Below are 12494 nucleotides of genomic sequence, written 5' to 3' on the forward strand. Positions count from 1 at the left end.
TTACAGGCAGCGGAACCTTCCGCTGCTTTCCGGGTTCTGGTCTATGTTACCGCGTTGCTACCCGCGGACCTGGCCTTCGCCCTGGACGATCCACTTCGTGGTGGTGAGTTCGGTCAGGCCCATGGGACCGCGGGCATGCAGCTTCTGCGTGGAGATGCCAACCTCCGCACCCAGGCCCAGTTCCCCGCCGTCGGTGAACCGGGTGGAGGCGTTGACGATTACCGCAGCGGAGTCAACCTCGGCGATGAAACGCTCGGCATTGGCGAGGCTGTTGGTGAGGATCGCCTCGGTGTGGCCGGTGGACCAGGTCCGGATGTGCTGGACGGCTTCGTCCAGGCTGTCCACCATTGCCACGGCCAGGTCCAGGTCCATGTACTCCGTTTCCCAGTCCGCGTCCGTCGCCGGTTCGGTTTCGACCGTGGCGGGCAGTGCGGCACTGATGCGCCCGTCCACGTGGAGCCGGACACCGGCGCTGCGAAGGGCGGAGGCGACGGCGGGAAGCACCGTTGAGCCGGAATGGACCAGCAGTGTCTCCACGGTATTGCAGACACTGGGCCGCTGGGTCTTGGCGTTGAGCAGGATCTCCACGGCCATGTTCTCGTCGGCGGACTCATCGATGAAGATGTGGACGTTTCCCTCGCCTGTTTCGATGACCGGCACGGCGGAGTTGGTGACCACGGTCTGGATCAGGTCCCGGCCGCCGCGGGGAATCAGGACATCCACCCTTCCGCGGGCTTTCATCAGGACGGTGGCGCCTGCACGGCCGTACTGGTCCACGGTCTGGACTGCGTCAGCCGGCAGGCCAACGGATTCCAGGGCTTCGCGCAGGATCCGGACCAGCACCTGGTTGGTGGCTTCTGCCGCGCTGCCGCCGCGGAGGATGACGGCATTGCCACTCTTGAGGGCAAGTCCTGCGATGTCAACAGTGACATTGGGCCGTGCCTCGTAGATGGCAGCAACCACCCCCATGGGCACATTGACCTGGCGGAGGCGCAGCCCGTTGGGGAGGGTCTGCCCGCGCACCACGTTGCCCACGGGGTCCGGAAGGCCGGCCAGGTTTTCCAGGGCCGCCACCAGCCCGGCGACGCGGGATTCGGTGAGGGTGAGCCGGTCCAGGAGGGCAGCGGAGGTCCCGTTGGCCTTGCCCCGCTGCACATCCATGGCGTTGGCAGCGAGGATGGCCGGGACATTCTCCTGCAGGGCGGCGCCCACGGCACGGAGGGCACGGTCTTTCCAGGCCCGGTTGGCGGTGGCCATTTGACGGGCGGCCAGGCGGGCGCGGTCGGTGATGGCGTGGACGGCCGGCTCCACCCCGGCAGCGGGCAAGGGTGCCTCGGCCGATTCCGGTTCTGCTGCGGGAACCGGCTGCTCCTGCGCAGCGGTGGTTCCGGAATGTTCAGCAGCGTGGATCAGGGCGTCAGTCATGATCCAAGTTTAGGCGAGGTGGCAGCTCAGACCAGCACCAGGTCATCAACATGAACAACTTCACGGTTGTAGCCGCTGCCCATTTCCTCGCCCAGCTCATGCGTTGACCGTCCCAGCATCCGCGGCAGCTCCTCGGAGGAGTAGTTCACCAGGCCGCGGGCAATAATGGTGCCGTCGGCTCCGGCCAGCTCAACGGCGTCGCCGGCTTCAAATTCGCCATGCACGGCGGAGATGCCAGCCGGCAGCAGGGACGTGCGGTGGTGCCGCACAGCGCGGACTGCCCCCTCGTCCAGGACCAGCCGGCCCTGGACCGACGCAACGTGCGCCAGCCACAGGAGGCGGACCGGTTTGCGGGAGCCGTTGACGGCGAACCACGTGCCCACGTCCTCGCCGTTCAAGGCCGCTGCGGCATTGGGTGTGGACGTCACCAAGGCGTGGATTCCCGATCCTGCCGCCATGCCGGCGGCCTCCACTTTGGTCATCATGCCCCCGGTGCCCACGCCCGCCTTGCCCGCCTTGCCAATGGATACGCCCTCGAGGTCGTGGGCGCCGGTGACCAGCGGGATGCGCCTGGCACCCTGGGAAGGTGGGCCGTCATAGAGGGAGTCGACGTCGGACAGCAGCACGAGTGCGTCGGCGCGCACCAGGTGGGCCACCAGGGCGGCCAGCCGGTCGTTGTCACCGAAGCGGATCTCATGGGTGGCCACGGTGTCGTTTTCGTTGACCACCGGGACTACCCCAAGGTTCAGCAGCCGGTCCATGGCGCGGAGGGCGTTGGTGTGCTGGCTGCGGCGCATCAGGTCCTCGGCGGTCAGCAGGACCTGGCTGACGGTGACCCCATGGGCACCGAAGGCCTGGGTGTACCGGGCCATCAGGAGCCCCTGGCCCACGCTGGCAGCGGCCTGCTGGGTGGCCAGGTCGCGGGGCCGTTTGGCCAGACCAAGCGGCGCCAGGCCTGCGGCGATGGCGCCCGAGGACACCAGGATGATCTCGGCGCCCGCATTGCGCTTGGCCGCCAGGGCGTCAGCGAGGGCGGTCAGTGATTCCTCCGAGATGCCGCCCTTGATGCTGGTCAGCGACGAGGAGCCTACCTTGACCACGATCCGGCGGGCCCCGGCCAGCGCGCTCCTGTCCCCCGCGGGCACGGCGGGTACTGCAGTCATGCCCCTAGAGGTCATCGTCCGCTTCCAGTCCGCTTTCCTTGACGGGCTGGGCGGCACGGCGGCCGCTGACGGACTCGGTCCAGATCCCGGCCTTCCGCTCTGCCTCGAGCTCCGCCCGGGCGGCAGCCTTGGCGTCGCGGCGCTCCTGCTGCTCTTCGCGCTTCTGGCTGCGGGTGGGGCGGTCGCCGATATCGGCGAACCGGACGTCGGTGCCGCGCGGCGACGCCAGGAGCTCAGCCCCTGCCATCATGGTGGGCTCCCAGTCGAACACCACGCCGTCGTCCTCGCCAATGACCACGGTGTCACCGGGCTTGGCGCCCTGCTTGAACAGTTCGGTTTCAACGCCGAGCCGGGCGAGCCGGTCCGCCAGGTAGCCGATGGCCTCTTCGTTGGTGAAGTCGGTCTGCTTGACCCAGCGCACGGGCTTTTCGCCCAGGACGCGGAACAGCGGTTCCAGGTTCTTTTCCTCGCGGCGGATCTTGAACCCGGCTTCGTTGACTGCACGCGGCCGCAGCACCGCAGGCTGCACCTTGGGCGGTGCGGCAGCCACCGCATCCCGGGCTGCCTTGACGATCTCCGCCATGGCGAAACCGAGCTGGCGCAGGCCCTCATGGCTGGTGGCGGATACTTCGAACACACGGTAGCCGCGCGACTCGAGCTCCGGACGCACGAATTCCGCCATGTCCTTGCCGTCGGGCAGGTCCACCTTGTTCAACGCGACCAGCCGTGGGCGGTGGTTCAGGGGAACCACTTCACCGTCCTGGCCGGCATAGCTCATGTCGACGGCGTACTTCTCCAGCTCACCCTCGATGATGGCGAGGTCCGTGAGCGGGTCCCGGTCCGATTCAAGGGTGCCGCAGTCCAGCACATGGACCAGGGCCGCACAGCGCTCGACGTGGCGGAGGAAGTTGTGGCCCAGGCCCCGCCCCTCACTGGCGCCCTCGATGAGGCCGGGGACGTCGGCGATGGTGAACCGTACGTCGCCGGCCTGCACCACGCCGAGGTTGGGAACCAGGGTGGTGAACGGGTAGTCGGCGATCTTGGGCCGGGCGGCGGACATGGCTGCAATCAAGCTGGACTTGCCCGCTGACGGGAAGCCCACCAGCGCGATGTCGGCAATGCTCTTGAGTTCCAGGACGATGTCCCGGGAATCCCCCTCGATGCCGAGCAGCGCGAAGCCGGGGGCGCGGCGCTTCTGTGAGGACAGGGCAGCGTTGCCGAGCCCGCCCAGGCCGCCGGCGGCTGCCACGAACTCGGCGCCTTCCCCCACGAGGTCGGCCAGGACTTCGCCGTCCTTGGTCTTGACCACCGTGCCGTCCGGAACGGGGAGGATCAGGGTCTCGCCGTTCTTGCCGCCGCGCCAGTCGCCCATGCCGGGGCCGCCGTTGCTCGCGTGCCGGTGCGGTGCGTGGTGGTAGTCGAGGAGCGTAGTGGTCTGGTGGTCCACGCGCAGGATCACGTCGCCGCCGTTGCCGCCGTTCCCGCCGTCGGGACCGCCGAGTGGCTTGAACTTCTCGCGGTGGACGGAGACGCAACCATGGCCGCCGGTTCCGCCGGATACATGCAGTACTACCCGGTCTACAAAGCTGGCCACGTGGATCTCCTCAGGTGCTGTTTATGGGGCGCCCGGGGACGCCACATCGATTGTAATGCTGTTAAAAGAACAGTGGAGCGGACCCTCAGGCCCGCTCCACCGCTTCAGAACTGGTTGTTACTCTGCAGCTGCAGCAGCAACGATGTTGACTACGCGACGACCGCGGCGGGTGCCGAATTCAACGGCGCCCGGGGTCAGTGCGAACAGGGTGTCGTCACCGCCACGGCCAACGCCGGCGCCGGGGTGGAAGTGGGTGCCACGCTGGCGGACGATGATCTCGCCGGCGGAAACAACCTGGCCGCCGAAGCGCTTGACGCCGAGGTACTGAGCGTTGGAATCGCGACCGTTGCGAGTGGAGCTCGCGCCCTTTTTATGTGCCATCTGAAATGCCTGCCTCTAAATTCTGGGGAATCTGTTGAAATGCCTGAACAGTAACCGCGGTGGTTACTTGATGCCGGTGATCTTGACCTTGGTCAGTTCCTGGCGGTGACCCTGGCGCTTCTTGTAGCCGGTCTTGTTCTTGAACTTCTGGATGACAATCTTAGGACCACGCAGGTCCTGGAGGATTTCAGCCGTAACAGTTACCTTGGCCAGGTCAGCGGCGGCGGAGGTGACCTTGTCACCATCAACCAGGAGCAGTGCGGGCAGCTCAATGGTGCTGCCGGCTCCACCGGCGACGCGGTTCAGGGTAACGAAGTCTCCAACGGAAACCTTCTCTTGGCGGCCGCCTGCGCGGACAATCGCGTACACCACTTGGGAACTCACTTCTCTCGACGTTTATTACAAAATTTGCGTGCGGAACCGACTCAAAAAAGCCAGGGTTCGCGCTGTGCCTCAACGCCGTGGGGTCATAACCCAAGTGTTGGCGTAAGCACCGAAGATCCAGAATACGCTAAATCCATCTACGGCCGCAAATGAGGCTGGTTCCGGCGGCCCGGGTGTGGTAGTAACCACACTCCGACAGGCAGCACCGCAACCATGGACTCCATCATAGCGGCGGCGCTGCCCGCAGGGTTCAGGAATGCAACCTCGGCGCGTCGAAGAATTCCACTTCCAGGCGGCAGGACTGCTTGAACGCAGTCACCATCGCCGCGCGTTCGTGGTCGGAGGCCTTCCGCCCTGCTGCGTCCACGATGGCGATGGCCCGGCGGGTGGCCTCGGCGAAGCCCTCGTCCGCGTAGGTCCGGAGCCAGGCTGCGTAGGCGTGGCCGCCCGGCTCTCCCGAGGCAAGGAACCGGGCGTGCAGCTTTTCCCCGACTTCGGCGTAAAGCCAGAAGCAGGGCAGGACGGCGGCGGCCAGGACGGCGTAGCTTCCCGACGCCGATGCTGCGGTGAGGTGGTCCACGTAGGCCTTGGTGACGGGGCCAAGTCCGCCCTGGGCGGGGCGGGTGCTGAGCCACGAGCGGTGCAGCTCCGACTCCACTTCCAGGCACTGCTGCGATGATCCGGCCCAGAACAGCTGCTCCCCTTCTGACGGGGCCAGGGCACTCGCCCGGGCAAGGACCCGGGAGTAGCCGTTCAGGTACAGGGCATCCTGCGCCAGGTAGTAGGCGAAGTCCTTCTCGGCCAGGTCCCCGGTGGCCAGGCCGTGGATGAAGTCCAGGGCGTAGATGTCCGCCAGGTCCTGCTGGGCTTCCGTCCACAGCCGGGCAGCGAAAGCGCCTTCCGCGAGGGCCGGCCGCACGTGGTGGAAATGGTGCACGGGGCCGTTTCCCCGGCCCACTTCAAGCTGCTCCGACTTCTCAAGGGCGCCGGCCAGCCATGGCTTGACCGTTCGGAGCGATGCCTCCCAGTCGCCAAGGCGTGCCTGGACGGTGGCCATCGCGGAGGAAAGGGAACAGCCGGTGCCGTGGCTGTTGCGCGTGTCGATGCGGTTTCCCTGCACCTCCACCACTTCCCCTGGCAGGAGGCCTGCCGTATTGACCAGCGCATCCGGGCAGTCCGCACCCGCCAGGTGCCCGCCCTTGACAAGGATGGTGGCGCCGGTGGCATCCGCCAGGCGCCTCCCCTGCTCCAGCGCTGCCGCCCAGCTGTCTGCTGGATCCGCGCCCACCAGCATGGCAAGCTCCGGCAGGTTGGGGGTAATGAGGTGGGCCAGGGGCAAGATGTCCCGGAGGGCGGCCTCGGCGGACTCTTTCAGCAGCCGGTCGCCGCTGGTGGCCACCATCACCGGGTCCAGGACAACGACGGCGGGACGGACCTTCTCCAGCCAGTGCCGGACAGTGCGGATCACGGCCTCGTCCCCCAGCATGCCGATCTTGACGGCGTCAATGGAGATATCATCGCTGACCGCGTCCAGCTGCTGTGCCAGGAAGGCTGCGGGAGGAACGTGGACTGCCTGTACACCGCACGTGTTCTGCGCCGTCAGGGCCGTGATGGCTGCCATGCCGTAACCGCCGTGGGCGGCAATGCTTTTCAGGTCGGCCTGGATGCCTGCGCCCCCGGACGGGTCGGAGCCGGCGATGGACAGGACCCGCGGGACTTCCCGGCCGGTTGGCAGCCCGGTGCCGGCGGCGGAGGAAGCTGGCAGGGGCATGGAAAGGGTCGAAGACAAGAGACATCCCTTCGCCGGTACTAGCCGGACAGGTTCAACGGGTCTGGATCTCAGCCGGCCTGCTGCGCGGCACCCCGTGTCGGTTCCTACCCTAGCCCGTGTGCCGCACCCGGGAAAAAGGTGACAACGGCCGCCGCAAAAATGGGCCCTCCCGCAACGGCAGGAATCCCCGCCCCGCACGGTACCCCCGGTAATCCGGGTGGACCGATGCGCAGGACGGGGATTCCTGGCTGGAAGCTCCTGTGCCTAGAGTTCCGAGGCAGGCACCCCGACGCCGAGGATGATGGGTTCCTCGGCCGCCTTCCGCGGTTCCGGCTGGTCCTTCGCGGGTTCGGGGGCCTTCGCTGCGTGCGAGTGCCCACCGGCATCAGCCTGGACGTTTTCATGGTGCTGGACGGCGGTCTCGTTGGCGGCACCCTGGGCACGGCTGGCGGCCCGGTGGCGCCGGGGCCGGCGCTGCCGGGACTGCTCCAGCGTGTGGTCCGAATAGTCCTTTTCAGGGGACGCCTCAGGAGCGGCACCGGCGCGGGCTCCCGCCGCCCCTGCGCCGGCCGGCTGCTCCGGTGCTGCCTCTTCTGCTGCCTGCAGAGCCTCTGCCTGATTGGCAGGCGCATGTCCCACAGGGGAAGCCGGCTGGCCCAGGTGTGCGAATGCTTCCGCAAGCCGGTCCAGCGTCAGGGCAGGCTTCGGATGCTGTTCCCCGGCGTGCTCCACGAACGGAAGCGGGACTTCCTCGCCGCCGAACGTGAGGACGGCTGCGGGACGTGCCGGGGCATCGGCGTCGTGCTTCTCCTCAACGGGTACCTGCGCGGGCTCCGCGGCCGGCACCTGCCGGGCAGCCGCTACCTCGTCGTCGTGCAGGTGGGCCGCATGGGCGGCAGCGGCGATGTTCGCCAGGGCAAGCCTGGTTGCCTCCGCCTTGGCGTGCCGCTCGGCGTCGGACGGGTCCGGCTGGACGGTGTGGACATGGACGGCAGGTGCCGGGGCAGCCTCGGGCTGCTGGCCGCCGCGTCCCCGCCGCCGCTTGCGTTCGGACCGGACACCGGGCTGGGCGTCGTTCCGCTGCGCTTCCGGGCGGGCCTCCGCACGGGTTTCGGGCCGGTTGTCGGTGCGCTGGACGTGGTGCTCGGCCGCCACCGTGTTGGCCCGGCGGTGCTCCACGGGATCGTCGTGGGTCACGACGCCCCGGCCGGCGCAGGCCTCGCACTGCTCGCCGAACACCTCCAGCAGGCCGGTGCCCATGCGCTTGCGCGTCATCTGGACCAGGCCGAGTGAGGTCACCTCGGCAACCTGGTGCTTGGTCCGGTCCCGGCCCAGGCACTCAACCAGGCGGCGCAGGACCAGGTCGCGGTTGGATTCGAGCACCATGTCGATGAAGTCGATCACGATGATGCCGCCGATGTCGCGCAGCCGCAGCTGGCGCACCACTTCCTCGGCCGCTTCGAGGTTGTTCTTGGTGACGGTTTCCTCGAGGTTGCCGCCGCTGCCGGTGAACTTGCCCGTGTTGACGTCCACCACGGTCATGGCCTCGGTGCGGTCGATCACCAGGGAGCCGCCGGAGGGCAGGAAGACCTTCCGTTCGAGGGCTTTGTGGATCTGTTCGTCGATTCGCCAGGCGGAGAAGATGTCCTGGTCCTTGGTCCACTTCTCGAGCCGGCCCACAAGGTCCGGCGCCACGTAGGTGACGTAGGCCTCGATGGTGTCCCAGGCCTCCTCGCCGGAAACGATGAGCTTGGAGAAGTCCTCGTTGAAGACGTCACGGACCACCTTGATGGTCAGGTCGGGTTCGCCGTAGAGGAGCTCGGGGGCCAGGATCTTGGTGGAGGTGGACTGGCTTTCGATGCCTTCCCACTGGGCGCGCAGCCGGTTGATGTCGTGCGTGAGCTCTTCCTCGGAAGCGCCCTCGGCGGCGGTGCGGACAATGACGCCGGCGTGCTCGGGAAGGCGGTCCTTGAGGATGCGCTTGAGCCGGTTGCGTTCGACGTCGGGCAGCTTCCGGGAGATGCCCGTCATGGAACCGCCGGGGACGTACACCAGGTAGCGGCCGGGCAGGGAGATCTGGCTGGTGAGGCGGGCACCCTTGTGGCCCACCGGGTCCTTGGTGACCTGGACCAGCACGGTGTCGCCGGACTTGAGCGCGTTCTCAATGCGGCGCTGCTTGCCCTCCAGGTTGACGGCTTCCCAGTTGACCTCGCCGGCGTACAGGACGGCGTTGCGGCCGCGTCCGATGTCCACGAACGCCGCTTCCATGGATGGCAGCACGTTCTGGACCTTGCCCAGGTACACGTTGCCGATCAACGAATCCTGCTGGGTCTTGGACACGAAGTGCTCTGCCAGGACGCCGTCTTCGAGGACGCCGATCTGGATTCTGTCATCGCGCTGGCGCACGATCATCTGGCGGTCCACGGATTCGCGGCGGGCCAGGAACTCGGCTTCGGTGATCACCGTGCGGCGGCGGCCGGTGTCGCGGGATTCGCGGCGGCGCTGCTTCTTGGCCTCAAGGCGGGTGGAGCCCTTGACGCTGGTGACCCGGTTGTTGACCGGCGCTTCACTGACCGCGCGCGGCGCACGGACCCTCGTCACCGTATTGGGCGGATCGTCGTCTTCCCCACCGGTCAGCTCAAGGTCCTGGTCACCGCGGCGGCGGCGACGGCGGCGGCGGGACGTCACGCCGTCTTCCACCTGGCCTGCGTTGTCCTCGTCGGACTCGTCCTCAGCATCGGAACCGCTGTCCTCGTTGTCCTCCTCCGCCGTACCACCGATGCGGCTGCGGCCCCTGCGGCCACGGCTGCGGCGACGGCGGCGGCTGGAGGAATCCTCGGCGTCTTCGGATTCTTCTTCCTCAGGCTCCGCGGTGGCCGAAGCTGCGGGCCGGACTACGGTGCTGAGGTCCGGGGCCTGGAAGAGTACTGAGGTGGGGGAAGCGGGTTCCAGGAACAGCGAGCCGAAGGGGCTGGCGGCAGCGGCGGCCTCGCCGTCTTCCACTGCCGGCGCTTCCGTGGGCTGCTCCGGTGCCGGAGCCCCTTCCGTTGCAGGAACGGCTTCCTGCCCGGCGGGCACGTTCGCCTGCTCCACGTCCTGTTCGGCGATCTGGTCAGCGGCCTCCGGCAGCACTGCCTCCGGGACTGCGGAGGCAGGTGTTTCACCAGCCGTTCCCGCGGAGTCGGCTGCGGGGGCGGCGGCTGGAGAGGCAGCCTTGCGGGTGGCTACCCGACGGCGGCGGACCGGCTTGGTTTCGGGATCTGCCGTTGCCTCCTGGGCAGGAACGGCAGGGCTGCCGGCGCCGGGGTCCGGAACTGCGGCCGGCGCGTCAACGGTCGCCACTTCGGCAGCACGCTCCGCGTCAGCGGCGAAGGCAGGCAGGGGTTCCGCGGTGTCGGCCTTCTTCCGGGCCCGGGTGCGCCGGGCGGGCGCCTTCTGCGCAGTGCCGGCTTCTTCGGCAGCGGTTGCGTCCACGGTGGTTGCTTCAACCGCGGTTTCTTGACCGGCCGGGTCTCCACCGGGGGCCGAATCGGCATCCGGTGCGCTGGTCACGGCATCCGCAGGGGCATGCCCGGTTTTGGGTGCCGCCTTGCGGCGGGTCCGCGGTGCCCTCTTGGGCGCGGCAGCCGCTGCTTCATCGTTAACGGCGAGTTCCTGGTCATTCTCCATATGTGGCAACACTCCTGCCCCTGACGTACCGCCACATCCGGCACCCATTGGGGCACATATTGTCAACACCCGCAGGCATTGACAGAAGTCAAGTGGATACTCCCAGGTTCGCACCGTCGTTGGGGTGCGGCAGCCCGTGGGAGCCGGCGGATGTTCTGAAAACCCGTTGTGCTGCGTGCTACAACCAGGTGCCGCCCAATGGAGTCGCGGGTGTGCCGGAAGAATCCGAAGCCTGCCCTGCTCATCATTGGCGGTCTTGGGAACAAACCACCGGACCGGAGTCCGAATGTGGATCGGCTTCCAGCCACGTTCATTCTCTCATACCCGCGCCGGATCGCAGCGGAAGCGGGCGTTGCTGTTCCTTTGCCTGTGTGGTGGCTCCAGCCGGCGGCGTTACAATCAGGCACAGGAGCACCGGACGAAAAGGACGCCATACCCATGCCCAGCATCTCCCCCGTCAGCGCCCACGAGCAGGAACGGGCCGCCGAGCCGCAGGCCAGCGCCGCCGGAAGCCTTCCGCGGATGGCGCGCAACCGGCCCTTTGGTTGGTTGCTGGTCATCACCGGAATCGTCGGCTGGCTCGCTTCCGGAACCCTGGTCCTGGAAAAACTCGAGGTACTCAAGGACCCCAACCACACCACCGTGTGCGACGTGAATCCGTGGATCTCCTGCGGCCAGGTCATGCAGACCTGGCAAAGTTCCCTCTTCGGCTTCCCCAACATGTTTATCGGCATCGTGGCCTTCGCCATCACCATCACGGTGGGCATGGCCCTGCTGTCCGGAGCGACCTTTGCCCGCTGGTACTGGCTCGGGCTGCAGGCAGGAGTCACGCTCGGCTTCGCGTTCGTCGTCTGGCTGTGGTCCCAGGCCCTGTACTCCATCCACATCCTGTGCCCGTTCTGCATGATCGTCTGGGCGGCCATGATCCCGCTCTTCGTGTGGACCACCATCCGGAACATCACGGCCGGCGTCATCCCCCTGCCCGCCCGGGCAACCCGCATCCTTGGCGATTCCGGCTGGATCATCACGGCGCTGCTGTATGTTGCCGTCATCGCCACCATCTTCTTCGCGTTCATCCAGGTGTTCGCGGGTACCTCGGGCTTTTAGGCCGCAGACGACAGAAGCCCTTGGTTCCGAAGAACCAAGGGCTTCTTGCTGTTCCGGGGCCGCTCAGCCCTGGAACCAGATCTTGATCTCCCGGTCGGCTGACTCAGTCGAGTCGGAGCCGTGGACCAGGTTCTGCTGCACCTTCAGGCCCCAGTCCCGGCCGAAGTCGCCGCGGATGGTGCCGGGGGCCGCCGTCGTGGGGTCCGTGGTGCCCGCCAGGGAGCGGAAGCCTTCGATGACACGGTGGCCTTCGAAAATGGCCGCCACCACGGGGCCGCTGAGCATGAATTCCACCAGGGGCTCGTAGAACGGCTTGCCAACGTGCTCCTCGTAGTGCTGCTCCAGGAGCTCACGGGTGGCGTCAACCTTCTTCAGCTCAACAAGGCTGTAGCCCTTGGCTTCGATGCGGGCCAGGATGGCCCCGGTCAGGTTACGGGCGACGCCGTCGGGCTTGATCAGGACGAGGGTGCGCTCAGTGGTCACAACTGCTCCAATGCGTTGGTGGGGTTTCGGGACAAGTCTACGGGGACTGGCTTATGGGGTCTGCGGTTGGGCGGGACCCGCGGCCTGGTCGGGGTGCGTGGCTTCCCATTCGGCCTGTTCGCGGGCGCGCTGGGCGGCTTCCCGGTCCAGCCGGATGCCGGTGCGGATGCCGTACCACCAGGCCACCGCAAAGAGGGCGCCCACCAGGAACATGGCCGGCTCGAAAATGCCGGTCAGGATCAGGACGATCTGCAGGACCGATCCAAGGCCGATGCCCCAGGGCTTGTTGAGGACCGCGCAGGCGAAGACCATGACCACGCTGAGGGCAATGCCGACGCCGAGGATCAGGGCGGGCGGGAATTCCCCGCGGCGCAGCCCAAACACCACCAGCGTGGCAAAGAACATGACAAACGCTTCGAGCAGCAGCACGGTGGAGGCGAACATGACCTTGGTGGAACGCCGCTTCCTGGGCATGCCGGGCCGCCACTCGCGCTGCGCTTTTGTCAGTCTGGCCATG

10 protein-coding genes and 1 riboswitch are annotated in these 12494 nt (G+C 67.4%); of the genes, 1 reads left to right on the forward strand and 9 read right to left on the reverse strand.

The window, feature by feature from the left end; translation table 11 throughout:
* Window positions 1–57: 57 nt before the first annotated feature.
* The 7 genes from PV772_RS10440 to PV772_RS10470 all read right to left on the reverse strand — a co-directional run bounded on the left by PV772_RS10440 (window position 58) and on the right by PV772_RS10470 (window position 10387).
* Window positions 58–1425: a glutamate-5-semialdehyde dehydrogenase gene (locus tag PV772_RS10440; protein WP_347886092.1), complete on the reverse strand. Its 1368-nt coding sequence runs from the start codon at window positions 1423–1425 to the stop codon at window positions 58–60.
* Window positions 1426–1451: 26 nt separating this feature from the next.
* On the reverse strand, window positions 1452–2588 hold the full coding sequence (gene proB / locus PV772_RS10445; RefSeq protein WP_210418933.1) for a glutamate 5-kinase: 1137 nt from the start codon (window positions 2586–2588) through the stop codon (window positions 1452–1454).
* A 4-nt stretch (window positions 2589–2592) separates the two neighbouring features.
* Window positions 2593–4182 (reverse strand): GTPase ObgE, encoded by a 1590-nt coding sequence (obgE, locus tag PV772_RS10450; protein WP_141160227.1) that lies wholly within the window; start codon window positions 4180–4182, stop codon window positions 2593–2595.
* Between the two features lie 117 nt (window positions 4183–4299).
* Window positions 4300–4563 carry a 50S ribosomal protein L27 gene (gene rpmA / locus PV772_RS10455; RefSeq protein WP_009372867.1) on the reverse strand — a complete coding sequence of 88 codons (264 nt, stop codon included), beginning with the start codon at window positions 4561–4563 and terminating at the stop codon, window positions 4300–4302.
* Window positions 4564–4626: 63 nt separating this feature from the next.
* On the reverse strand, window positions 4627–4935 hold the full coding sequence (gene rplU, locus PV772_RS10460; protein WP_003803420.1) for a 50S ribosomal protein L21: 309 nt from the start codon (window positions 4933–4935) through the stop codon (window positions 4627–4629).
* Window positions 4936–5197: 262 nt separating this feature from the next.
* Window positions 5198–6718 (reverse strand): bifunctional hydroxymethylpyrimidine kinase/phosphomethylpyrimidine kinase, encoded by a 1521-nt coding sequence (gene thiD, locus PV772_RS10465; RefSeq protein ID WP_347886102.1) that lies wholly within the window; start codon window positions 6716–6718, stop codon window positions 5198–5200.
* A gap of 7 nt (window positions 6719–6725) precedes the next feature.
* Window positions 6726–6823, reverse strand: a riboswitch (TPP riboswitch).
* Window positions 6824–6982: 159 nt separating this feature from the next.
* Window positions 6983–10387, reverse strand: a complete 3405-nt coding sequence (locus PV772_RS10470; RefSeq protein WP_347886093.1) for an Rne/Rng family ribonuclease — start codon at window positions 10385–10387, stop codon at window positions 6983–6985.
* Window positions 10388–10825: 438 nt separating this feature from the next.
* Here PV772_RS10470 and PV772_RS10475 point away from each other — a divergent pair, with 438 nt between their 5' ends.
* The gene (locus tag PV772_RS10475; protein ID WP_347886094.1) at window positions 10826–11494 is read left to right on the forward strand and encodes a vitamin K epoxide reductase family protein; all 669 of its coding nucleotides are present in this window, start codon (window positions 10826–10828) and stop codon (window positions 11492–11494) included.
* A gap of 63 nt (window positions 11495–11557) precedes the next feature.
* Here PV772_RS10475 and ndk read toward each other — a convergent pair whose 3' ends face one another.
* On the reverse strand, window positions 11558–11977 hold the full coding sequence (ndk, locus tag PV772_RS10480) for a nucleoside-diphosphate kinase (protein WP_141160224.1): 420 nt from the start codon (window positions 11975–11977) through the stop codon (window positions 11558–11560).
* Window positions 11978–12028: 51 nt separating this feature from the next.
* The gene (locus PV772_RS10485) at window positions 12029–12493 is read right to left on the reverse strand and encodes a DUF4233 domain-containing protein (protein WP_347886103.1); all 465 of its coding nucleotides are present in this window, start codon (window positions 12491–12493) and stop codon (window positions 12029–12031) included.
* Between the last annotated feature and the right edge of the window lies 1 nt (window position 12494).

This window comes from Pseudarthrobacter sp. CC12, from assembly GCF_039907755.1.
GTDB classification, from domain to species: domain Bacteria; phylum Actinomycetota; class Actinomycetes; order Actinomycetales; family Micrococcaceae; genus Arthrobacter; species Arthrobacter niigatensis.

Bases quoted from the DNA above. Each gene is read 5' to 3' on its own strand.
- PV772_RS10440 (WP_347886092.1), bottom strand. From the start codon at position 1,425: ATGACTGACGCCCTGATCCACGCTGCTGAACATTCCGGAACCACCGCT.
- proB (WP_210418933.1), bottom strand. From the start codon at position 2,588: ATGACTGCAGTACCCGCCGTGCCCGCGGGGGACAGGAGCGCGCTGGCC.
- rpmA (WP_009372867.1), bottom strand. From the start codon at position 4,563: ATGGCACATAAAAAGGGCGCGAGCTCCACTCGCAACGGTCGCGATTCC.
- thiD (WP_347886102.1), bottom strand. From the start codon at position 6,718: ATGCCCCTGCCAGCTTCCTCCGCCGCCGGCACCGGGCTGCCAACCGGC.
- PV772_RS10470 (WP_347886093.1), bottom strand. From the start codon at position 10,387: ATGGAGAATGACCAGGAACTCGCCGTTAACGATGAAGCAGCGGCTGCC.
- PV772_RS10475 (WP_347886094.1), top strand. From the start codon at position 10,826: ATGCCCAGCATCTCCCCCGTCAGCGCCCACGAGCAGGAACGGGCCGCC.
- PV772_RS10485 (WP_347886103.1), bottom strand. From the start codon at position 12,493: ATGGCCAGACTGACAAAAGCGCAGCGCGAGTGGCGGCCCGGCATGCCC.